Source organism: Pseudorhodoplanes sp. (genome assembly GCF_035565855.1).
GTDB lineage: Bacteria > Pseudomonadota > Alphaproteobacteria > Rhizobiales > Xanthobacteraceae > Pseudorhodoplanes.
This window is the reverse complement of sequence record NZ_DATMRX010000028.1, coordinates 31732-54470: the sequence shown is the minus strand read 5'-3', so window position 1 is coordinate 54470 and position 22739 is coordinate 31732. Positions and strand designations below refer to the sequence as shown.

Sequence of the window (22739 nt, the reverse complement as noted above, 5' to 3'; positions counted from 1 at the left end):
CGTTCGTCGCCGGCCCGTTGAAGCGAACGGATTGTTCGCTCGTCTCGGATGGCGCCGCGGCGATCGTGCTGGCCGATGTCGAGACCGCGCTTCGCCTCAACAAGGCCGTCGCCTTCCGCGCGGCGCAGCATGTGCAGGATTTCCTGCCGATGGCCAAGCGCGACATCCTCAAATTCGAGGGCTGCAGTCTGGCGTGGAAACAGGCGCTGGCGCAGGCTGGCATCGGGCTCACCGACCTCTCCTTGGTCGAGACGCATGACTGTTTCACCATCGCCGAGCTGATCGAATACGAGGCGATGGGACTCGTTCCGGAAGGGCAGGGTGCGCGCGCGATCGCAGAGGGCATGACACAGAAGGACGGCCCGCTCCCGGTCAATCCGTCCGGCGGCCTGAAAGCCAAGGGCCACCCGATCGGCGCGACCGGCGTTTCGATGCATGCGCTGACGGCGATGCAGCTTCTCGGAACCGCCGGCGACATCCAGGTGAAGGGCGCCGAACTCGGCGGCATCTTCAACATGGGCGGCGCCGCGGTGGCTAACTACGTCAGCATCCTCGAGCGGATCAAGTAATGTCTCGTGTCCCGGGCGCGGCGCAGCGTGTAACGGTGCGCCGCAGAACCGGGACCCATTGACGATATCGTTGTGTCGCGGACCATGTGGGTCCCGGCTCAGCAGCGCGGCATTTCGCTACGCTGCGTGCCGCGCTGCGTCCGGGACGCGAACGCCGGATTACTCCGCCGCGTCTTCCGATTCCGCCTTCTTCTCCGGCGCCACCAGGAACTGCGAGCGCGCCAGCTCGGCGAAGGCGCCGCCCTGCGCGACCAGCTGATCGAAGCTGCCGGTTTCGATCACGCGACCGTCCTTGAACACGAGGATGCGGGTGGCGTTGCGGATCGTGGCGAGCCGGTGCGCGATCACGAAGGTGGTGCGGTCCTTCATCACCTCGTCGAGCGCGGCCTGCACCTTGATCTCCGTCGCCGCATCCAGCGCCGAGGTTGCCTCGTCGAGGATCAGGATCGGCGGATTCTTCAGGAGCGCGCGGGCGATCGACAAGCGCTGGCGCTCGCCGCCGGACAGAAAGCGCCCGCGCTCGCCGACGATCGCATTCAGCTTGTCCGGATTGCGCTCGACGAAATCGTAGGCCTGCGCACGCTTGAGCGCGTCGATCATCTCCTCGTCGGTGGCGTCCGGCTTGCCCGCGGTGAGATTCTCGCGCACCGAACGATTGAACAGCAGCACTTCCTGGAACACGACGCCGATATTGCGGCGCAGTGCCGCGAGCTTCATGTCGCGCAGGTCGATGTCGTCGATGGTGATGCGGCCCGATTGCGGGTCGAAGACGCGATGCAGCAGCGCAAGCGCCGTGGTCTTGCCGGCGCCGGTCGGGCCGACCAGTGCGATTACCTCGCCGGGCTGCGCGGTGAAGGACAGGTCGGCGATCGCGGCGCGCTTGCCGTCATAGGAGAACGACACATCCTCGAAGTTCACGCGTCCCGTCAGGCGCCCTGGATCGATCGCGTGCGGCGCGTCGCGAACCGCCGGAACGGTGTCGAGCACGTCGAAAAATTCCTGCAGGCGTGGCGCGACCATGAACACGCTATTGATGAAGCCCGCGACCTGTTCGAGCCGGCCGACCAGCATGGTGGCGAAGCTCATGAACATCACGATCTCGCCGATCGTGGTCAGGCCCTGGAAGAACAGCCAGGTGCCGAGCACGAAGATCGCGAGCAACGTGATCGTGGTCGAAGCGCGCGTCAGCACCGTCATCACCGCCCACCAGGACAGCACCGGCATCTGCGCGCCGAGCAGCCGCTCGACGACCATCCGCAGGCCCATCACCTCGGCTTCGATGCGCGCAAAGCTCTGCACCAGCGCGACGTTGCCGAGCGCGTCCGAGGCGCGTTCGGCGAGGTCGGAATAATATTTCTCGACCGAGGCCTGCATCTCGCCGGTCTTGCGCAGCACGAATGTCGTCAGGACGACGAACAGCGTGCACAGCACAATCAGCAGCAAAGCGAGCCGCCAGTTCAGATAAAGCGACAGCGGCAGCAGGATGATCAGCGAGACCAGCGCCGCGAGATTCTCGCGAAAGAACGACAGCCACAGGCCCCAAAGGGAATCGGTGCCGGTCAGCATCACCTTCATCAGGCGGCCGGAATGCGAGCCGCCGTGATAGGCGAGCGGCAATTGCAGCACATGCTCGAAATAGTCGGTCAGCACCGCCTGGCGCCGGCGATGCGACAGCCGGTCCGCGTGCAGTGCAATGAATACGCCGCAAAGGATGGTGAACAGGCCAAAGCCCGCCCAGGCCCCGAGCAAAGGCAACAGCCTTTCGAAGGTCAGCGGCGTCGCATCCGCCTTCTGGGAGCCGGCCAGCGCATCGATGATGCGGCCGAACAGCACCGGCTCGGCGAACATCGCCGCCGAAAGCGCAAGGTTCGCGACCGCCAAAAACCAGCCGAGCCCGGCTTCAGGACCGAGCAGCGCCAGCACACGACCATAGAGCTTCAGCAGATTCATTGCGCAGGCTTAAGCCGTTCGGACGCTGGGAAGAAGAATCGCGCCGTTACCTTCATACCGCAGCCCATTCGCTACATTCCGATTTGTGCATTTTTGAACCGTGTTAAACTACATGTGATCGACGGGAAACCGGAGGCAGCGGCCGGTTGCACAAATAAAGATTACAAGGGATCGAACAATAGCAATCTTCCAGACCCGGCGAATGATCAACATCCCGACCGAGCTGTTGCGCACCCTGATCACCGTGGTGGACCTGCGTTCGTTCACCAAAGCGGCGCATTTGCTGGGTGTGACCCAGCCGGCGGTCAGTGCACAGATCAAACGGCTGCAGACGCTGCTCGACTGCGAAATCTTCGACAAGAGCGCGCCGGGCGTGATCCTGACCAATGCCGGCGACGTTGTCGTCAGCTATGCGCGGCGCATGCTGAGCATCAACGATCAGATCGTCGATCTCTCCGCGCCGCGCCTCGGCTCGCAACGCCTGCGCATCGGCATTCCCGGTGACTATCTGACCCCGCGGCTGCCGCAGCTTTTGGCGATGTTGCGCACGGATTTTCCGAACCTGCAGATTTCGCTGCGCAGCGATCACTTCGAGGCGATGTTGCGGGACTTGCGTCAGGGCGACCTCAATCTTCTGATCGGCGTGTCTGAAACCGGCACCGACCTCGACGCCCGTCATCAATGGTCGGAGCCGATGGTCTGGATGCGCAGTCCCTCGTTCACGCTCGGCCCTGATATGCCTGTGCCGCTGGTGACCTCGTCCGAAGGATGGCCTGTGCATCGGGCCGCCGTCTCCGCACTCAGCCGCGCTCAGCGCGATTACGAAGTGGTGTTCATCGGTCAGAGCAAGGCGAGCATCGTGGAAGCGGTGCGGTTCGGCATGGGCGTTGCCGCCGTCTCGCATCGGCGGGTCGATGGTCACGGCCTGGCGGCCTGGGAGGACGCGCCGTTGCCGCCGATCGCTCCGCTCTATTGCGGCATCTATCTGAGCGAGAGCGCCAACCGGCCGCTCCTGGAAAAGCTCGGCGACGCGATCTTCGATATCGTCGGCCCGCAGGAATGCGCGCCGTCGCGCCTCGACACGGCGGCTGTCGTAGCCGGCGTCTGAAGCGCGTTCGGTCGCTTGTCATCGCCCGCGAAAGCGGGCGATCCAGTCAACACAGCTGCTTCAAGAGTCTACTGGATGCCCCGCTTTCGCGGGACATGACAACAAAGGGGCAATCCGCCGCAACCGAAATCGCGCGAGTGGCGGGCCGCTCTTTAGTTCTGCGCGAAGCCTGACCGTTGCGCCCAGCCGGTCATCCGCTGCTCCAGCACCGCCATCACCCAGTACATCACGATGCCGAGCACGGCGAGCGCCAGCAAACCGGCGAAGATCAGCGGCACGTTGAACTGCGCCTGCGCCTGCAGCATCAGGTTGCCGATGCCGTTATTGGAGGCGACGCTTTCGGAAACCACCGTGCCGACGAAGGCGAGTGTGATCGCAACCTTCAGCGAGCCGAAGAAATACGGCAGCGAACGCGGGATGCCGACCTTGCGCATGATGTCGAGCTTGGAGGCGCCGAGTGCTTTCAGCACGTCTTCAAGCTCGGGCTCGATGGTGGCAAGTCCGGTCGCGACATTCACGACGATCGGAAAGAACGAGATCAGGAACGCGGTCAGCACCGCCGGGATGAAGCCGATGCCGAACCACAGGACGAGGATCGGCACGACGGCGACTTTGGGAATCGCGTTGAAGCCGATCATCAATGGATAGATGCCGGCATAAATGGTCCGCGACCACCCGATCACGAGGCCGAGCGCAAGCCCGAAGCCGATCGCCAGCAGGAAGCCGAGCATCGTGGATTCCAGCGTGATCCAGGAATTGCGCACGATCGCCGGCCAGTAATCGTAGGTTGCCTTGAACACCGCACTCGGCGGCGGCAGGAAGAATTCCGGAATCTTGAATACGACGCAGAGGAGTTCCCAGAGCACGAACAGCGCGATGGTGAAAACCCAAGGCGCCATGCGGACGAATGTTTTCGAACCGTTCATTGGCGTGCCTGGTGAATGTGACCGCGCAATTCGTGCACGATGTCGGCGAATTCCTTGGTGTAGGTGATCTCGAGATCGCGCGGACGCGGGAATTCGACCTTGCGCTCGACGACGATGCGGCCCGGCCGCTGCGACATCACGAAAATGCGGTCGGCGAGAAAGACGGCTTCCCGCAGATCGTGGGTGACAAGGATCACGGTGATGCCGCGCGACGCATGCAGGTCGCGGATCACGCACCACAATTCCTCGCGCGTGAAGGCATCGAGCGCGCCGAACGGCTCGTCCAGCATCAGCAATTGCGGCTCATGGATCAGCGCGCGGCAGAGCGAGGTGCGCTGTTGCATGCCGCCGGACAATTGCCAGGGAAACTTGCTGCCGAAGCCGCCGAGCCCGACCGATTCGAGCAGCTTTTCGGCGCGTTCGACATACTGCGCCTTGTTGCGTCGGATTTCGCTGCGATGCGGCTGCACGATTTCGAGCGGCAGCAGCAGATTGTCGAGAGTCGTGCGCCAGGGCAGGAGCGTCGGCGCCTGAAACGCCATGCCGGCGATCTTGACCGGCTGCGTGACCTCCGCGCCGGCGACGCGGACCTGGCCGGCGAACGGAAATTGCAGGCCGGTCGCAAGCTTCATCAGCGTGGACTTGCCGCAACCGGAAGGGCCGACAACCGCGGCGAATTCGCCGCGGTTGATGTTGATGGTGAGATCCTGAACGGCGAGCACGCCTTCAGGCCCGGCGGCAATACCGCCATAGCGATGGCTGACGCCAACGAGTGATACGAAGCCGGGCTCCATTCGCGCTCCCTTCGGGCTCCCCCAAGCCTAAAGGCTAAGCGTCACAGCTTGCGATCCGCGGCCGGCGGCAGGAACGATGCGTCGAAGATCGTCTCACCCTTCGGCTTGCCGTTCTTGAAGTCGTAGGTGATGGCGATCTGGTCGATCGACTTGTCGAGCCGACCCATATCGACGGCTCCGAAGCCGTTGGCCTTCACTTCCGGCGTCACGATATTGTCCTTCAGCGCCATCTGCAGACGCTCGAGCTCGACCGGCTTCTTGGCAACGTCATTGCGCTTGATGACCGAGTCGACCGCCGTGTCCGGCGACTTCACGGTATCCTTCAGGCCCTTCAGGAAGGCATTCAGGAATTTCTTGACGACCTCGGGCTTCTCGGCGGCGAATTTCGGATTCACGATGATCGCGTTGCCGTAGAGATTGACGCCGTGATCGGCCATGAGCAGCACCGAAATGTCGTCGGCGGGAACGCCGCGATCCTTCAGGTTGATGTAGGACGAGAACGAGAAGCCGGTGATCGCGTCGACCTGGCCCGCGGCCAGCATCGGCTCACGCACCGGGAAGCCGACATTCTCGATCGTGACCTTGGACGGATCGATGCCGTTGGCCTGGGTGAAGATCTTCCACTGCGCGTAGGCGCCGTCCGGCGCCGGGGCGCCGAGCTTCTTGCCTTCGAGGTCCTTCGGCTTGGTGACGCCGCGGCTCTTGCGCCCGACGATCGAGAAGGCCGGCTTGTTATAGACCATGAAGATGGCCTTGATCGGCACATTCGGATTGGCGTCGCGGAATTTGATCAGCGAATTGATGTCGCCGAAGCCGATGTCGTAGGTGCCCGACGCGATGCGGTTCAGCGGCTCGAGCGACCCGCCGGCGGTATCGATCGTGACGTCCAGCCCCTCGGCCTTGTAGTAACCCTTGTCGGCTGCCACGAGGAACGGCGCCGCCGGGCCCTCGAACTTCCAGTCCAGCGTGAATTTCACTGGCGTCTGGGCGGCGGCTGACCCGCAGGCCAAGGCTGTCACGACGGCCGCAAGCACTCCGGTCCGCCGGATCACACATCCAACTTTACTCATCCTTCAATCCTTTCCCGTCTTCACCCGGCCGGTCGTCGCCGACGGGTGTTATTCGCCTCTGGGGACGCCCTCGGCGTGTGGTGTTCGCCCCGCTGTCGTCCTGCACAGCTGTCGTCCTGCACAGTCTGTCGCCTTGCACAACAGCAAAGAATATGCCGCGCGAAAGAGCAAGGCAGGATGGTGCCACAGAACCTCCCTGCACAGCAGCTCGGCATATCGTGCCGAATTGGCAGGCAGGCTGCAAATGCCGATGCTGTGCGGGCGCCAAGAGCGCCTACATGACCGACGGAGACGGAGGATCGGGACCATGGCGGGCCAAACGGGGAACGAGACGGACGCACGGCCACTGCCGCTGTTTCGCGCGCCCTATGCCCCGCCGGATGAGGATTTCGCGCGCCGCTTCCTGTCGCACCAGCCGGCTGTGGAAGCGGAGCGTCGCATCGACGCCCTCGCGACCCGGCTGATCGAGGCGATCCGCTCCCATGCCGGAGGGCTCGGCGGGATCGAGGATTTCCTGCACGCCTATTCATTGTCGACCCAGGAGGGGCTCGCCCTGATGGTGCTCGCCGAGGCGCTGCTCCGGGTGCCCGATTCCGAGACCACGGACCGCCTGATCGAGGACAAGCTCGCCGGGCGCGACTGGTCGCATCCGGACCACCGGGGCGACACGCTGCTCGTGTCCGCCTCGGCCTGGACGCTCGGCGTCTCGGCGCGGCTGATCGCGCCCGGCCAGACGCCGGAGAACATCCTGGAAAGCCTCGCGCGCCGTCTCGGACAGCCGGCGCTGCGGCTTGCCACCCGGCAGGCGATGCGGCTGCTCGGCTCGCATTTCGTCCATGGACAGACGATCGAGGAGGCGCTGGACCGCGCGGCGTCCGATCCGGAAAGCCGATATTCCTTCGACATGCTTGGCGAGGGCGCCCGCACCGCGCAGGACGCCGAGCGCTATTTCCATTCCTATGCGAATGCGATCGAGGCGATCGGCAAGTCCTCGAACGCCACCAGCCTTTACGAGCGGCCCGGCATCTCGGTGAAGCTGTCGGCGCTGCATCCGCGCTATGAGGCGGTCTCGCGGGACCGGGTGTTGCGCGAACTCGGTCCCCGGCTGCTTGATCTCGGGCGCATGGCGAAACGCTACGAGCTGCCGCTGACGGTCGATGCCGAGGAAGCCGACCGGCTGGAATTGTCGCTCCTTCTCGTCCGAGATGTCCTGCGCGATCCTTCTCTCGCCGGGTGGGACGGCTTCGGCCTCGCGGTGCAGGCATATCAAAAGCGCGCGGGTGCGGTGATCGCATGGCTGAGCGAGATGGCGCAGGCGCTGTCGCGGCGCCTCATGGTGCGGCTCGTCAAGGGCGCCTATTGGGACACCGAGGTCAAGCGCGCGCAGGAGCGCGGTCTTGCCGATTATCCGGTCTTCACCCGCAAGGCGATGACCGATCTTTGCTACATGGATTGCGTGTCGCTTCTTTTGAAGGCGCGGCCGCATCTCTATCCGCAATTCGCCACGCATAACGCGCTGACGGTGGCAAGCGTCATCGAGCAGGCCGGCGGCGTCGCCGATTACGAATTCCAGCGCCTGCACGGCATGGGCCTCGAACTCTACGACGCCCTGCGCGCCGATGATCCGGACGTCGCGTGCCGCGTCTATGCGCCGGTCGGCGGCCACCGCGATCTCCTCGCTTACCTCGTGCGGCGGCTCCTGGAGAACGGCGCCAACACCTCCTTCGTTTCGGTCTCCGCCAATCCCGACATCCCGATCGAAACCATCCTGATGCGGCCGCGCCAGTGGATCGCCACGGTGGCGCATGCGCGCCATTCGAAGATCCCGCTACCGCGCGATCTCTATGCGCCCGAGCGCAGGAATTCGCCCGGCGTCGAATTCGGCGACAGCGCTGCGCTGCGCGACCTCTTGTCGGAGATCGCGGAGGCAAAACCGGTTCGCGCGGCGCAATCCATCATCGGCGGCAAGGAGCGGGGAGGGAGCAAGCGTCCGGTGCTGTCTCCAGCGACGGGCGAGCGGATCGGCGATGTCGCCGAAGCCGATGAAGCCGTCGCGGCCGAGGCGATGGCCGCTGCGCAGCAAGGCTTTGCGCAATGGTCGGCCGTGCCGGTCGAAGAACGGGCGCGGATTCTCGACCGGGCCGGCGATCTTCTTGAATCACGGCGCGGCGTCTTTATCGCGCTGTTGCAGGAGGAGGGCGGCAAGACCCTGGACGATTGCGTCGCCGAGTGGCGGGAGGCGATCGACTATTGCCGCTATTACGCGGCGCAGGCGCGCAAGACTCTTGTGCCGCAGATGATGCCGGGGCCGACCGGCGAGTCCAACGAATTGCGCTATCGCGGCCGTGGCGTGTTCGTCTGCATCGCGCCCTGGAATTTCCCGCTCGCGATCTTTCTCGGACAGGTGACCGCTGCGCTCGTTGCGGGGAATGCGGTGGTGGCAAAGCCCGCCGAGCAGACGCCGCTGATCGCCTGTCAGGCGGTGCGATTGCTGCACGAGGCCGGCATTCCGCATCACGCGCTGCATCTCGTGCTGGGCGACGGAAAGATCGGCGCGGCCCTCACCGGCGATAAGCGGGTCGCGGGCGTTGCCTTCACCGGCAGTACCGAGGTCGGGCGGATCATCAACCGGACGCTGGCCGCGAAGGACGGTCCGATCGTGCCGTTCATCGCCGAGACCGGCGGCATCAATGCCATGATCGTGGATGCGACGGCGCTGCCCGAGCAGGTTACCGACGACGTGGTGAGTTCGGTGTTCAGGTCGGCCGGCCAGCGTTGCTCGGCGCTGCGGCTCCTGTGCGTGCAGGAGGAGGTCGCGGACCACGTCTTCACGATGATTGGGGGCGCCGCGGCGACGCTGACGCTCGGCGATCCGCGCGATCCGGCAACGCATGTCGGCCCGGTGATCGACGCCGAGTCGAAACAGCGGCTGGACGCCTGGATTGCAAAGCATGCGGCGCGGATTCGCTATCGCTGGGACCGCGATCACGCGCTGCCGCAACGCGGATTGTTCGTGCCGCCGACCATCATTGAATTGCCGCGCGCGTCGGATTTGCAGGAGGAGGTGTTCGGTCCGATCCTGCATGTCGTCCGTTTCAACGCGCACGACCTGCCCAAGCTGCTCGACGAGATCGAAAGCAATGGCACCGGACTGACGCTCGGCATTCATTCGCGCATCGATGCGCGCGTCGCCGACATCGCCAACCGGCTCGCGAACGGCAATGTCTATGTGAACCGCAACATGATCGGCGCGGTGGTCGGCACCCAGCCCTTCGGTGGCACGCGATTGTCCGGCACCGGACCGAAAGCAGGCGGTCCGAATTATCTGCGGCGTTTTGCGACCGAGCAGGTGATTGCGATCAACACCGCAGCGTCGGGCGGCAATGCGAGCCTGCTTGCTGCCGATGAATGAATCTGCACGCTCGTTCAGCGACATTACAGAATGCTAACGGCGCGATTACGAAAACATAATTCGCCGTTCTCTCACATTGCCGCAACGGCGACGCCATTTCCCTGTTGTTTCGGTTAGGGCCACACCAACGGGGATACGCCATGACCATGATGCGCACCAAAGCAATCGCTGCCGTAACCGCTGCGGCGCTTGCGCTCTCGACCGCCGGTGCCGTGCCGGCTTATGCGGCGGGCGCGCAAAGCCAGAAGCAGGCGAATGCAGCAAGCCCGACCGAATTCAGTGCCGGGAAGCGCCATTATCATGGTGGCTCACGCGGCGATGCGGCGGCGGCAGCGGCGGTGATCGGCACCATCGCCGCCGGCATCGCGGCCTATGCCGCGGCGCGCGAATATCGCAAGGCGCAAGAGCGCGCCTATTACGCGCCATATGGTCACGGCGCCTATTACGGCGGCCACCATCATCACCGTCACTGGTGAGCTTGAAGGAATTACGCCGCGGGCGAACGCTCGCGGCGCGACTGGTAAACCGGCGGGTCAAAGCCGGACGTTCAGACTGCCAGGGCCCGGCGTATCACTGCGCCGGGCTTTTTTTCGTCCGGGCATACCCCGCTCGCTGAACCCCGATGCTGCTGCCGATCACAAATCGTTAACGAAGATTGAATGGATTTGAACGTATTGTCCAAAGCATGAGCGATTCGCTTGAGCGGCTTTACCGATCGGTGCTGGCGCTGCAGAACGGCGATCCGCGGTCATCGCGGACCGCCCGGCTCATGCGTTCGGGGCGCGGCAAGATCGCCAAGAAGATGGCCGAGGAGGCTGTCGAGGTGGTGGTCGACGTGATGCGCGGCGATCGCGACGCCGCGGTGCGCGAGAGCGCGGATCTTCTCTACCACCTCGTGGTGTTGTGGACCGAGGCCGGCATCCGCCCGAAGGACGTGTGGGCCGAAATGGACCGGCGCGAACGCCTGTTCGGGCTCGCCGAAAAGCTTCCGAAGGAGACGCCCCTCGACCCCGCGCCCCCGGCCCTGCCCGCGGCGCGGCGAAAAGTCGTGGCGCTGGAAACCCGCCGCATTCCCAAGCCGCGCCGATCCGGTTATTGATCCGGTCCCTTCGCCCCGCACCGACCGCGGGATTTCAACGACAGGACGAGCATGCTTCGCCGGATGTATGACTGGTGCGTCGCGGCAGCCTATCGCCCGGCCGCGAAATGGATCATGGGAACGATCTCCTTCGCCGAGAGCTCGTTCTTCCCGATCCCGCCGGACGCCATGCTGATACCGATGTCGCTGGCGCGGCCGGACAAGGCCTATTCCTACGCCTTTCTGTGCACCTGGACGTCGGTCGCCGGCGGTATCCTCGGCTATGTGATCGGCGCGCTCTTGTACGACTCGGTCGGGCAATGGGTGATCTCGGCCTACGGCCTTGGCGCCGAGGCCGACGCGTTCAAGGAATATTACGCCAAATGGGGCGCGCTGATCATCCTGCTGAAGGGCCTGACGCCGATCCCCTACAAGCTCGTGACCATCACCTCGGGCTTTGCCGGCTACAACATCTTCCTCTTCATCCTGTTCTCGATCATCACCCGAGGCGCCCGCTTCTTCGTCCTCGCCTTCCTTCTGCACCGCTACGGCGACCGCGCCCGGTCGATCATCGAGGAGCGGCTCGGGTTGTGGGCGACGCTTGCGGCGGTGTTGATCGTGGTCGGCATCGTGGCTGCCCTCTATGTCATCTGAGCGCGGGGCAAATCCTCATTTTCGCCATTCGCGCATTGGAAAAGCTCTCTCGGCGACGCTGAGCGGGTGTGCTATCCTTCGTCGCACCTGCATCCGAGACCAAGGCTTGGATCGGCAGATGGCCAGACCGGGAACGGCAGGACGATCGATGATCCCAACCCTGTGTCGGGGGTGGGTGGTCGCCTGTGCCATCGCGCTTCTTGCGCAGCCGGGTTTCGGGCAGACTCCCCCGCCGCAAACACAGCCGCAGCCATTCGGCGTTGCACCCGTGGCGCCTGCCGTGCCGCAAGCGGATCCCCAGACGCCACCCCAAGTTCAGCCGCAGGAGCTTCCTGCCGTGGTTGCGCCTCCGTTCCCGCGCAAGCCGGAAGGCTTTCTCGATGCGCTCGATCGCTGGGGGCGCGAGATGAAGGCGAAGGTCGAGGAGGCGAACGCCAAATGGCGGCGCAGCGTCGAAGAAACCAACGCCAAGCTGAAAGCCAGCGCCGACGAGACCAACGCCAAGCTGAAAGCCACCGTCGACGAGAACAACGCCAAGCTGAAGGCCAGCGTCGAGGAAAACAACGCGCGCTGGCGCGAGTTCAACGAGCGTTCCGAACAGGCGGCAAAGGAAGCCGCGGCGCGCCAGAAGGAAGCGGCCGAGGCGTTCAAGAACCTCGCCAATACGCGGATCGTCGAGGGCCGACAGGTCTGTGAGCCGGCGCCGAACGGTTCGCCGGATTGCCAGGCGGCCGCCGAACTCATGTGCAAGGGCAAGGGATTTGCCATCGGCAAGAGCGCCGATATCACGACGACGCGCAAATGCTCGGCGCGGGCGCTGCTGCAGCGCGACGAGAGCGAGTGCCGCACTGAGACTTTTGTCGTGAAGGCGGCCTGCCAGTAATTTTCCCGCCATTGCCGCGTGGCTTCCGGCTATCCTTCAGGCGAAAAAGGAATGCGCGGCTGACAAGCGCAGAATGTTGCCGGGAGGAGCCTCTGTGAATCTCTATGCCAAGCTCGCCGAGCGTGAAGCCGCCGGCCATCCGATTCGCATCGGCCTGATCGGCGCGGGCAAATTCGGAACGATGTTTCTCACCCAGGTGCGCCGGACGACCGGCATGCATCTTGTGGGTCTTGCGGATCTCAACGTCGACCGTGCCAGGAGCCAACTCGGCACGGCCGGCTGGGACGCTGCGCAATATGCCGCGCGCTCGCTCGGCGATGCATTGAAGACGCGCGCCACCTTCATCACCGACGACGCGGCCTCGCTGATGGCGTGCCCGGAAATCGACGTCATCGTCGAGGCGACGGGCGACCCCAGGACCGGGATCGGGTTTGCGCTCTCGGCCATCGATCACGGCAAGCATATCGTGATGGTCAATGTCGAAGCCGATGCGCTCGCAGGGCCCTTGCTCGCGCGCAAGGCGCGGGCGGCCGGTGTCGTCTACAGCCTCGCCTGGGGCGATCAGCCGGCGCTGATCTGCGAGCAGGTGGATTGGGCGCGCGCCTGCGGCTTCAAGGTCATCAGCGCAGGCAAGGGAACGCGCTATCACCCGACCTATCACCGGTCCAATCCGGAGACCGTGTGGGAGATCCTCGACAAGTATCTGCGGATCGACGATCGCCAGTCGATCAATCCGAAAATGTTCAATTCCTTCATCGACGGCACCAAGTCCGGCATCGAGATGACGGCGGTGTGTAACGCCACCGGCCTCGTCCCGCAAACGAACGGGCTTGGCTTTCCGCCGGCGAGCCGTTTCGAACTCGCTGACGTGTGCAAGCCGAGAGCCGAAGGTGGTGCGCTGGAAAAGGCCGGTGTCACCGAAGTCGTGTCGTCGGTCGATCGGCAGGAGCGCGACATCCCGCATCACCTGGCTATGGGCACCTTCGTGGTGTTCGAGGGCGAAAGCGAATATGCGCGGCGCTGCTTTCGCGAATATCATTTGATGCCGGACACGAGCGGGCGCTACGCCGCGCTCTATCGGCCGACCCACATGATCGGCCTCGAGCTTGGGATTTCGGTCGCCTCGGTCGCGTTGCGCAACGAGCCGACCGGCACGCCGATCGGATTTCACTCCGATGTGGTTGCGACCGCCAAGCGCGATCTGAAGGCCGGTGAGATGCTCGACGGTGAGGGCGGCTTCTGCGTCTGGGGCAAACAGGCGCCCGCACAGGATTCGCTCGACGCGGGCTATCTGCCGCTCGGGCTTGCGCATCAGGTCAGGCTCAAGCGCGACATCGCGGAAGGCGCGACGCTGCGCTGGAGCGATGTCGAGACCGATGCGAGCGATCTCGCCGTGCGTGTGCGCCGGGAAATGGAGGCGGCGTTCGGCCGCCGCAACGCTAAGGCCGAGGCGTCGTAGTCTGCCCTCCAACTGTCATCGCCCGCGAAAGCGGGGCATGACAAAAAGGGTGATGCAATTCCACCTCGACCGAAGACGCTCGTGGCAAGCGCCGGTGTGGAATCCTCACGCCTTGTTAGCGTTAGCGGCCGGTTAAGGCTCGGCGAGCGCAGCGTGGCGGACGCGCCTACTCGACCTTGATGGCGCCGTCGATCTCGTGGGTCAGACCGAGCGACTCGATGGTCAGGACCATGCGCGCGGGCAGCGGGGTGTTGCCCTTCAGCGTGCCGTTGGCGGCGGCCGCGCGCACCGCCTTTTCGATCTCGCGCTGCGACGTCACGCCCACTTCCTTGAGGAATTTGCGAATCGACGTATTGAGGGCATCTTCGTTCATGATTTTGATCTCCAGTTGACTGCTATTTAGACAGGCCGTGGGCAATCCGCTATGAGCGGAACGGCGCGTCGCGGCGGAGGGGACTCCTGGAATGGCGAGTTTGGATCAACCGATCACGGGGGATGTCCGGCGTTCGTGGCGGCGCACAATTGCCGCCAAGCTGTTTCTCGCCTTCATCGTGATCGCGGCCCTCACCGCAATCGCGGCGCTGGTTGCCGTACTGCAGTTCAGCCGCATCGAATCGGCGATGGGGCAGCTTACCGAAGTGAGCCTGCCGGAGGTTAAATTCGGACTTGCGGTCGAATCCAATGCGCGCGCCATCGCAGCGGCCGGTGCCCAGCTCGCGGGGTCCACGACCGAGGTGCAGCGTTTCGGGCGCATGAACGATGCGACCGAGCGCATCGGTCAGCTCTGGGCCGCCTTGTCGCGGCTGCGCGATGCGACCAACGACACCGAGACCATCGAAAAACTGCAGCAGCTGATCGCGCAGGTCGACAGGCAGATCGGACAACTGGACAGCACGGTCCGTGAGCGGATCGCGGTCGCGTCCGCGCTCGACCATGCCATCGGCCGGCTGAGCCGCGACAGCGGCGAACTCGCCGAGCGCCTCCTGCTGCTGCCGCGGCAGGCTGACAAGGTGCAGCTCGTCATCAATGGATTGCGCGGCGACACCTACCGGTCGGTCGGTATTTTGTACCGGTCGGCGACCGCAACGGAGCCGAAGGCGATCGACACCGGGCAGAAGGCCTTCGATGATATCAGGCAACGCTTTGAAGGCGGTCTCGAGTTCATCCTGAAGGATCCGGAATTCGACCACAACGAAGCCGTTGCGATCGACAAGGTCGCGCGGTCCGTGCTCGCGCTGGGCGGTGGCGCGGGCGGCGTTTTCGCCCTCCGCCGATCCGAGCTTGCATCGACCGCCGCGGCGGAGGGGCTGCAGACCAGCCTCGAGACACTCGCCGGAGACATGCAGAAGCTCGTCGAGGCGCTGGTGGACAATGTCGAGGATACGGCGGCGGAGACCACCAAGGCGACCAAGCAGGCGCTGGACAATACCCGGTTCTGGCTGATCGGAATTTCGCTGCTCAGTCTCGTGGTCGCGGTCTTCGTTGTCTGGTTCTTCGTGCAGCGCCACGTCATCGCGAGGTTGCGACAGGTGACGAATGCCATGCTCGCTGTCGCCAGCGGGCAGCTCAATGTCACATTGCCGCCGGCCGATACCGACGAGCTCGGCGACATGAGCCGCGCGCTCGTGGTGTTTCGCGAGAATGCGCGCGACATCCGCCACGCGCGCGAGGAGGCCGAGTCCGCGCGCCATCAGGCCGAGGCGGCGTCGCGCACCAAGTCGGCGTTCCTCGCCAACATGAGCCACGAGCTGCGCACGCCGCTCAACGCCATCATCGGCTACAGCGAAATCCTCCGCGAGGATGCGCAGGATCGCGGGGATACGGCGAGCGAGGGAGACCTCATCAAGATCGAGACCGCGGGCAAGCATCTGCTCGGGCTGATCAACGACATTCTCGATCTTTCCAAGATCGAGGCCGGGCGGATGGATGTGCATCTCGAGGATGTCGATCTCAACCGCCTGCTTGCCGAAGTGCGCGTTCTCGTCACGCCGCTGATCGACAAGAACGGCAACAAGCTGGAGATCGACGCGCCGTCCGATATCGGGTCGATGCGGTCCGATCTCGTGAAGCTGAAGCAGGGCCTGATCAACCTCCTCAGCAACGCGGCGAAATTCACCAAGAACGGGCTGGTCAAGCTCACGGTCCGCAAGGATACCTCGGATCAGGGCCGCAACGTCTACACCTTTGCGGTCTCCGATTCCGGCATCGGCATGACCGAGGAGCAGATGGGCCGGCTGTTCCAGGCCTTCACCCAGGCCGATTCATCGACCACGCGCAATTATGGCGGCACCGGCCTTGGGCTCACCATCACCAAGCATTTCTGCACCATGCTTGGCGGTGACATCACCGTCACCAGCGAGCCCGGCAAGGGCTCGACCTTCACCATCACGCTGCCGGATGGCGGCAAGGATGCGGTGGTGCAGCGCCCCGAGACCGGCGCGGCCGTGGTGACGGGCGATCACGCCGGCAAGACCGTGCTGATCGTCGATGACGATCCGACGGTGCATGACGTCTTGCGCACCACGATCGCCAAGGAGGGCTATCGGCTGCTGCACGCCTATGATGGCACGCAGGCCCTCGAACTGGCGCGGACCGAACGTCCGGACGTGATCACGCTCGACGTGATGATGCCGAAGCTGGACGGCTGGGGCGTGCTCGGCAAGCTCAAGTCCGATCCGGCGCTGGCGTCGATCCCGGTGATCATGCTGACCATCGTCGACGAGCGCACGACCGGTTACTCGCTCGGCGCGTCCGAATACATGACGAAGCCGGTCGATCGTAACCGGCTGATCGAGCTCTTGCGGCGCTTCGCAAGCTCGGGCCGCGAGGCCGTGGTGCTGGTCGTGGACGATTCCGCCGATGTGCGCGCGGTGGTGCGCTCGACCGTGGAGAAGGCCGGATTGAAAACCGTCGAAGCGGAAAACGGCCAGGTCGCGCTGGACTGGATGAAGACGAATCCCAAGCCCGCGCTGGTGCTGCTCGACCTGATGATGCCGGTCATGGACGGCTTTGCCTTCCTCGACAAGGTCAAGGACGATCCCGGGCTGTCGCGGGTGCCGATCGTGGTGCTGACCGCCAAGGACTTGACCGAGGCCGAGCGCCGGATGATCAACGAGCGAACGCTCCTGGTCCTCACCAAGGGGGCGCAACCGCTGTCGTCGCTCGGCTCGGCCCTCGCCGCGCTCGCACGGCAACCGGCCGAAAAGCAGCCGGCGTAATCAATCGAGTCAATGGAAATCCGCTATGCCGAAAATCCTGCTGGTCGAAGATAACGAGATGAATCGCGACATGCTGTCCCGGCGGCTGCTGCGCAACAATTTCGAAGTCGTGATGGCCGTGAACGGCAAGGAAGGCGTCGACATGGCGAAGAGCGAACGGCCGGACATCATCCTGATGGACATGAGCCTGCCGGTGATGGACGGCTGGGAGGCCACCCGCACGATCAAGGCGGATGAAGAGACCAAATCGATCCCGGTGATCGCGCTGACCGCCCATGCGATGGAATCCGATCGCGAGCAGGCGCTGCAGGCCGGGTGCGACGACTTCGATACCAAGCCGATCGAGTTGCCGCGGCTGCTCGGGAAGATCAACGCGCTCCTGCCGAAATGACAGAGCGCGCTGACAGCGAGAGTGCCCGGCTCCACAACGCGTTGCGCGCGCATCTGCGCCAGGACTTTGTGGCCCCCGCTGCAGCGATTGTCGGCTTTGCCGATATCGTGATCGAGGACGCCGAACAGGCCGGCCTCTCCGACTATCGTGCCGATCTCGAACGGATCCGGACCGCGGGGCTCAGCCTGCAGGCGCTGCTCGACGATGTGTTGAGCCAGAGCGGCGAGGTCGAGGATATCGCGAGCTACCGCAGCAAGCTGCGTCACGATCTGCGCACCCCGATCAACGCCGTGAAGGGTTATGGCGAGATGATCGTGGAGGATGCGCGCGACGCCGGCCACGATTCGCTGTTGCCCGATCTGCAGAAGCTGCTCGCGGCCGCCGACGGGATGCTGGCGCGGATCGATGCGCTGGTGGCCTTTTCCGGCGAGACCTCGCTGGAGGAGGCTTCGCAGCCATCCTTCGCCGAGGCGTCGCGGGTGGTCGATGCGCTTCGCGTGTCGCATCCGACTCCGGTGCAGCAACAGATCACCGGGCAGATTCTCGTGATCGACGATAACGCCTCGAACCGCGACCTCCTTGCGCGGCAGCTTGCGCGCGACGGCCATGCGGTGGAAACGGCAGAGTCCGGCCGCGAGGGTCTTGCGATGGCGCATGAGCGCTCGTTCGACCTGATCCTGCTCGACGTCCTGATGCCGGAAATGAGCGGCTTCGAGGTGCTGGGCACGCTGAAAGAGGACAAGCAGACGACCGACATTCCGGTCATCATGATTTCCGCGCTCGACGAAATGGACTCGATCGTGCGCTGCATCGAAGCCGGCGCGGTCGATTATCTGCCGAAACCGTTTGCGCCGGCGCTGCTCCGCGCCCGCATCCGGGCGTCGCTCGAGAACAAGCTGCTGCGCGACCGCGAGCGCGCGATGATGCACGAGATCCGGCTCGCCAAGGAGCGCAACGAGACTCTGCTGCTGTCGATCCTGCCGCGCGCGGTGGTCGATCGCATCAATGGCGGCGCCGGCATGGTCGCCGACCATATCCCGGAAGCGACGATCGTGTTTGCCGACATCGTCAATTTCACGCCGTTCTCCGGACAATTGACGCCGGCCGATGTGGTGGGCGTGCTGAACCGCATCTTTTCGGCGTTCGACCGCCTGGTCGACCAGCACCGCGCCGAAAAGATCAAGACCATCGGTGACGGCTATATGGTGGCGGTCGGCATACCGGAGCCATGCGACGATCACGTCGCAATCGCCGCGCGGCTGTCGCTGACCATGATGGACCGGTTCGCCGAGATCAGGCGCGACCTCGGTGCGCCGATCGATCTGCGGATCGGGGTGCATACCGGGCCGGCCATCGCCGGCGTGATCGGCGAGCGCAAATTCGCCTACGACATCTGGGGCACGACGGTGAATATCGCGAGCCGGATGGAGTCGCACGGCGCGCCGGGGCATATCCATGTGTCGAAGGCGGTGGCGGACCGCGTTGCCGGCCAGTTCAGGTTCGTGCCGCGCGGCGCCGTCGAAGTGAAGGGCGCGGGCCTGATGGAGACGTTCTGGCTGGAAGGCGAGGCGTAGAACGATCCCGGTTGACGCGGGATCGCATCGCCCATGTCTTGTATCGCCTATGTCTTGTATCGCCCATGTCTTGTCATGCCCCGCGAAAGCGGGGCATCTCGTAAACTCTTGAAGCTGTTGTGTTGACTGGAGCGCCCGCTTTCGCGGGCGATGACAGCTGGAGAGGGCGCGCCGATACGGGCCGTAACTATTTCTGCCGGGCAAGCCGCGCGCAGGTGGTGCGCGCGCCGCTGCCGGCCTCGGAATAGCAATAATCGAGCGTGTCGGTATTGACGAGCGTGAACCAGTAGAAACCTTCCTCGTCGGAGCCAACCATCAGGTGGCCGTTCGGCGTGAATGCGCCCCACAGGTCCTCCTTGACGTCGCCGTCCTTGTTCGAGCGCGTCAGATGGCCCTTGAAGGCGCGGCCCTGCTGCTCGGTGATGACGAGTGTCGCAGGACCCGATCGATAGCCCTCCGTCCTGGCCATGCGTTCCCGCGTGCCGGTCCAGGTTCCGACCAGCGAGATTTCCTGCGCGGCGGCAATTCCCGCGGTCATCGACAGGGTGAGAACAGCAACGAACACATGTGCAATCATGGCTGGGCTCCGCAGGCTGTGAAAATCGTGTGCAGCTTCGGACGATAAGTCGTTGTGGTCTATTGGGTTCGTTTTTGATGCTGTACCAATCGTCAATTTGCCGGCCTCGTCCCTGCTTGCGCGGGGAGGGCGGCGCAATGACAACCGCTTCTGTGAAAGCCGAAACGCCGCGCGGCAAAAAAAGATGCCGCCAGGCTGGCCCGGCGGCATCGGCAGCAATCGAATGTCGGCCGGTCAGAACATGCCGTTCGTGTTCTTGGCGGTCGCGGGATCCGGAATCGGCTGAACCGCATCCCAGTGCTCGAGCACCTTGCCGTTATCGTCGAGGCGGAACAGGTCGAAGATCGCGTTGCCGCGCTGACCGGGCTCGCGCACCGCATGCACATGCACGATCACGTAATTGCCGTCCGCGAAGACCCGCTTGATCTCGCTCTTGTTGTTCGGGAATTTCTCGCGCAGGAAATTGATGAAGCCCTGGACGCCTTCAAGTCCGTCCGCGCCGGTCGGATTGTGCTGGATATAGGTCGCGCCGACATAGGTCTTGGCCTTGTCGAAATTCTTTTCGTTCAACACCGCATTGTAGAATTCGACGACATTCTTCTTGTTGCGCTCCATCTTCTGGGCGTCGGTCAGTTGCGCCTGCGCGGGTGCGGCCCACGCAAAGGCCGCAACCATCAGGAATGCCAGAGCCGTTCGTAACATGCTGTCCTCCCATTGCCCGTTCATTGATGCGGGCGTGCATGAATGGCCGAGAGGCTATTTGCGGGCTCAATTTGCGTCAATCGCGGGAACGCGACGCGAGGACGCCCAACGTCCGCTCGCCCACCGGAAAACACCGGCGTCCCACGGGGCGAACTTTTGCCGGAATGGAGGGCGTCCGGCCTGTGCGCGGCCGGAAAACGACGACGAAGCCTGGCTTCGTGCCGGGTTCTGTTGAGACTATTGCGCGGTTTCCACCAGAAACAGGCCATCGGCCTTCATGACGGCCTCATGCCGCGCAACCGGATCGGCGAGCTCTTTGTTGATCGCGCCAAGCCGCGGAAGCGCCGCCATGGGAATGGTATATTTCAGGCCTTCACCGCCCTTGCGCGGCCGGATGACGATCACCGCCGCCGCATTGTCCGGAGCGTGGTCCTTTGCAACCACGAGGCTCCGCTGACCGACCGACGCCCCGGTCGCGATGGCGATGCCGTCCGCGAAGCAGGCGCAGGGTGCTTTGGGATTGTCGAAATAGAGCAGCGTCAGTCCGCGCGGCCCGGCCTTCAGCTTCTCGCTGGCATCGAGACCGATCTTGATTCCGAGCGGGATGAAGGCTCCGTAGCCGCCATGGACCCGCGCCCCCAAGGCTGCCCATTCCTGCGGTGTCTCGGCTCGCAACGTATGCGTTGAGAGAATAACGACAGCAGCCAGCACGATCCGCAGCATCTTGAACACCTTCCCCGAAAGCGACGGTAATCGACGTCCGCATGTCCGGGAAAGAGCGTCATGTTGGCACATGCGCGCGCCGTCGCCCATTTTCGCGCCTCGACGTGCGACATGGTGCTGCAAAAGCGGATGACGATGCGGTCGTGCCGCCATCATCGGCGCGGCGTGACGTCCGCGTATGACTGAAAGTGTCTTGGTGCCCCTGGCCGGAATCGAACCAGCACGACCTTGCGGCCACCTGATTTTGAGTCAGGCGCGTCTACCAGTTCCGCCACAGGGGCAACGCCACGACAAGACGCCGATCGGGCGCGGGGCGGGGTGAAACCCGCCCGGCGGCAGACATAAGGGGATCGCTCCGCGCGATCAAGCATCTTTGCCGTACCCGGCCCGTGGTACCCGAACCCCAGCATCCTCGCGGCCCTGTGTCTTGACGGATGGGCCGCTTTCGCCTGAATGCGCACGAGCTCAAGACCTCGCCGGGAGACCGAATGAACGATCTGGTCGCCGCCTTTGATCGCATGAAGAGGGACGAACCGGCGTGGCTCGCAGCCGCGGCCGTCGCCATCATCGGGCTCGCGACGATTCTCGGGGCGTGGTTCTTCCAGCTGGTCGTCGGCCTGCCGCCCTGTCCGCTGTGTCTCGAGCAGCGCTATGCGTATTATTTCTCGATCCCGCTGGCCTTGCTGGTGCTGCTCGGCCTCTCTTACGGCGCGTCGCCGCGGGTGCTGTTCGCAGCGCTTCTGGTGATCGCGCTCGGTATGGCGTGGAATGCGGGACTTGGTGCCTATCACGCCGGCGTCGAATGGAAGTTCTGGGAAGGGCCGCGCGACTGCTCCGGCGGGCTGAGCGATCTCGGCACGGCGGGCGGTCTTCTCGACAAGCTCAAGTCCATCCGGGTGGTGCGCTGCGACGAGATTCCGTGGAGCTTTCTTGGACTTTCGCTTGCCGGCTACAACGCGATCATCTCGCTGGTTCTTGCGTTGATCGCGGGCTGGGGCGCATGGCGCATGTGGAAGACGTTGCCGCCCAGAGAAAAGCTGAGCTGACGCGCGCGTCTCACGGCTCCAGCTCGGTGTCCCAGTAAAGATAGTCCATCCAGCTTTCGTGCAGATAGTTCGGCGGAAACAGCCGGCCGTTGCGATGCAGATGTTGCACGGTCGGCTGAAAGGGCAGTTGCGACGGATGCATGTTCGCCTCCGCCATGGTCTTGTTGCCCTTCCTCAGATTGCACGGCGAGCAGGCGGCGACCACGTTGTTCCAGGTGGTGAGGCCGCCGCGCGATCGCGGGATCAGATGGTCGAAGGTCAGATCGTCATGCGCGCCGCAATACTGGCAGACGAAGCGGTCGCGCAGGAAAACATTGAATCGCGTGAAGGCCGGATGTGTCGAGGGTTTGACGAAGGTCTTGAGCGAAACCACGCTCGGCAGCTTCATCTCGAAGCTGGGGGATCGCACCGCGCGATCGTAATTGGCGACAATATTCACACGTTCGAGAAACACCGCCTTGATCGCGTCCTGCCAGGACCATAGCGACAGCGGGTAGTAGCTCAGCGGCCGGAAGTCGGCGTTCAGGACGAGGGCCGGAAATCCAGCAGGCGAAACGTGGACGTTCAAGCGATGGCGCTCCTTTCAAAGCACCGCGACCTCTTCG

The 22739-nt window shown here is 64.1% G+C and carries 21 protein-coding genes and 1 tRNA gene; 12 read left to right on the top strand and 10 right to left on the bottom strand.

Features of this window, described 5'->3' with window-relative positions; all coding sequences use genetic code 11:
• The coding region (locus VN004_RS01780; RefSeq protein ID WP_414710215.1) for a thiolase C-terminal domain-containing protein at window positions 1–569 on the top strand (569 nt) is incomplete at its 5' end.
• Window positions 570–728: 159 nt separating this feature from the next.
• On the opposite strand, the gene VN004_RS01775 is transcribed toward VN004_RS01780, so the two are convergent.
• Window positions 729–2519 carry a glucan ABC transporter ATP-binding protein/ permease gene (locus VN004_RS01775; protein ID WP_325606438.1) on the bottom strand — a complete coding sequence of 597 codons (1791 nt, stop codon included), beginning with the start codon at window positions 2517–2519 and terminating at the stop codon, window positions 729–731.
• A 202-nt stretch (window positions 2520–2721) separates the two neighbouring features.
• Here VN004_RS01775 and VN004_RS01770 point away from each other — a divergent pair, with 202 nt between their 5' ends.
• Window positions 2722–3627, top strand: a complete 906-nt coding sequence (locus VN004_RS01770) for a LysR family transcriptional regulator (RefSeq protein ID WP_325606437.1) — start codon at window positions 2722–2724, stop codon at window positions 3625–3627.
• 152 nt (window positions 3628–3779) lie between these two features.
• On the opposite strand, the gene VN004_RS01765 is transcribed toward VN004_RS01770, so the two are convergent.
• From VN004_RS01765 to VN004_RS01755, 3 genes are read right to left on the bottom strand one after another with little or no spacing between them, the layout of a single operon-like run.
• Window positions 3780–4553, bottom strand: a complete 774-nt coding sequence (locus tag VN004_RS01765) for an ABC transporter permease (RefSeq protein ID WP_325606435.1) — start codon at window positions 4551–4553, stop codon at window positions 3780–3782.
• A complete protein-coding gene (locus tag VN004_RS01760) occupies window positions 4550–5347 on the bottom strand; it encodes an ABC transporter ATP-binding protein (protein ID WP_325606434.1) in 798 nt (265 codons plus the stop codon). Before VN004_RS01760 ends, VN004_RS01765 begins: the two co-directional genes overlap by 4 nt.
• Before the next feature lie 41 nt (window positions 5348–5388).
• A complete protein-coding gene (locus VN004_RS01755; protein ID WP_325606432.1) occupies window positions 5389–6417 on the bottom strand; it encodes an ABC transporter substrate-binding protein in 1029 nt (342 codons plus the stop codon).
• Between the two features lie 307 nt (window positions 6418–6724).
• Here VN004_RS01755 and putA point away from each other — a divergent pair, with 307 nt between their 5' ends.
• From putA to VN004_RS01725, 6 genes are all read left to right on the top strand, one after another.
• Entirely contained in the window at window positions 6725–9829 is a 3105-nt protein-coding gene (gene putA / locus VN004_RS01750; RefSeq protein WP_325606430.1) for a bifunctional proline dehydrogenase/L-glutamate gamma-semialdehyde dehydrogenase PutA, read from the top strand.
• A gap of 140 nt (window positions 9830–9969) precedes the next feature.
• The gene (locus VN004_RS01745) at window positions 9970–10305 is read left to right on the top strand and encodes a hypothetical protein (protein WP_325606429.1); all 336 of its coding nucleotides are present in this window, start codon (window positions 9970–9972) and stop codon (window positions 10303–10305) included.
• 209 nt (window positions 10306–10514) lie between these two features.
• A complete protein-coding gene (gene hisE, locus VN004_RS01740) occupies window positions 10515–10928 on the top strand; it encodes a phosphoribosyl-ATP diphosphatase (RefSeq protein WP_325606427.1) in 414 nt (137 codons plus the stop codon).
• A 51-nt stretch (window positions 10929–10979) separates the two neighbouring features.
• The gene (locus tag VN004_RS01735; RefSeq protein ID WP_325606425.1) at window positions 10980–11561 is read left to right on the top strand and encodes a YqaA family protein; all 582 of its coding nucleotides are present in this window, start codon (window positions 10980–10982) and stop codon (window positions 11559–11561) included.
• 337 nt (window positions 11562–11898) lie between these two features.
• Complete coding sequence (locus VN004_RS01730) at window positions 11899–12444, top strand: hypothetical protein (RefSeq protein WP_325606423.1); 546 nt, start codon at window positions 11899–11901, stop codon at window positions 12442–12444.
• Between the two features lie 94 nt (window positions 12445–12538).
• Complete coding sequence (locus tag VN004_RS01725; RefSeq protein ID WP_325606421.1) at window positions 12539–13903, top strand: NAD(P)H-dependent oxidoreductase; 1365 nt, start codon at window positions 12539–12541, stop codon at window positions 13901–13903.
• 166 nt (window positions 13904–14069) lie between these two features.
• On the opposite strand, the gene VN004_RS01720 is transcribed toward VN004_RS01725, so the two are convergent.
• Window positions 14070–14276 carry a DUF6494 family protein gene (locus VN004_RS01720; RefSeq protein ID WP_325606418.1) on the bottom strand — a complete coding sequence of 69 codons (207 nt, stop codon included), beginning with the start codon at window positions 14274–14276 and terminating at the stop codon, window positions 14070–14072.
• Between the two features lie 91 nt (window positions 14277–14367).
• On the opposite strand from VN004_RS01720, the gene VN004_RS01715 reads away from it, so the two are divergent.
• The 3 genes from VN004_RS01715 to VN004_RS01705 are packed head-to-tail and all read left to right on the top strand — an operon-like array spanning window position 14368 to window position 19086.
• Window positions 14368–17121 carry a response regulator gene (locus VN004_RS01715; protein ID WP_325606416.1) on the top strand — a complete coding sequence of 918 codons (2754 nt, stop codon included), beginning with the start codon at window positions 14368–14370 and terminating at the stop codon, window positions 17119–17121.
• A gap of 25 nt (window positions 17122–17146) precedes the next feature.
• Window positions 17147–17512, top strand: a complete 366-nt coding sequence (locus tag VN004_RS01710; RefSeq protein ID WP_325606414.1) for a response regulator — start codon at window positions 17147–17149, stop codon at window positions 17510–17512.
• Entirely contained in the window at window positions 17509–19086 is a 1578-nt protein-coding gene (locus VN004_RS01705; RefSeq protein WP_325606412.1) for an adenylate/guanylate cyclase domain-containing protein, read from the top strand. Before VN004_RS01710 ends, VN004_RS01705 begins: the two co-directional genes overlap by 4 nt.
• A 187-nt stretch (window positions 19087–19273) precedes the next feature.
• Here the strand turns inward: VN004_RS01705 and VN004_RS01700 are convergent, their stop codons facing one another.
• From VN004_RS01700 to VN004_RS01685, 4 genes are all read right to left on the bottom strand, one after another.
• Entirely contained in the window at window positions 19274–19663 is a 390-nt protein-coding gene (locus VN004_RS01700; RefSeq protein WP_325606409.1) for a hypothetical protein, read from the bottom strand.
• Window positions 19664–19897: 234 nt separating this feature from the next.
• The gene (locus VN004_RS01695; RefSeq protein WP_325606406.1) at window positions 19898–20365 is read right to left on the bottom strand and encodes a nuclear transport factor 2 family protein; all 468 of its coding nucleotides are present in this window, start codon (window positions 20363–20365) and stop codon (window positions 19898–19900) included.
• A gap of 237 nt (window positions 20366–20602) precedes the next feature.
• Entirely contained in the window at window positions 20603–21088 is a 486-nt protein-coding gene (locus VN004_RS01690) for an FmdE family protein (protein ID WP_325606404.1), read from the bottom strand.
• Between the two features lie 194 nt (window positions 21089–21282).
• Window positions 21283–21369: transfer RNA gene (locus tag VN004_RS01685), tRNA-Leu, on the bottom strand.
• 207 nt (window positions 21370–21576) lie between these two features.
• Between VN004_RS01685 and VN004_RS01680 the strand changes: the two genes are divergently transcribed.
• The gene (locus VN004_RS01680; RefSeq protein WP_325606402.1) at window positions 21577–22134 is read left to right on the top strand and encodes a disulfide bond formation protein B; all 558 of its coding nucleotides are present in this window, start codon (window positions 21577–21579) and stop codon (window positions 22132–22134) included.
• Window positions 22135–22144: 10 nt separating this feature from the next.
• Here the strand turns inward: VN004_RS01680 and VN004_RS01675 are convergent, their stop codons facing one another.
• The gene (locus tag VN004_RS01675) at window positions 22145–22702 is read right to left on the bottom strand and encodes an HNH endonuclease (RefSeq protein ID WP_325606401.1); all 558 of its coding nucleotides are present in this window, start codon (window positions 22700–22702) and stop codon (window positions 22145–22147) included.
• Window positions 22703–22739 lie beyond the last annotated feature (37 nt).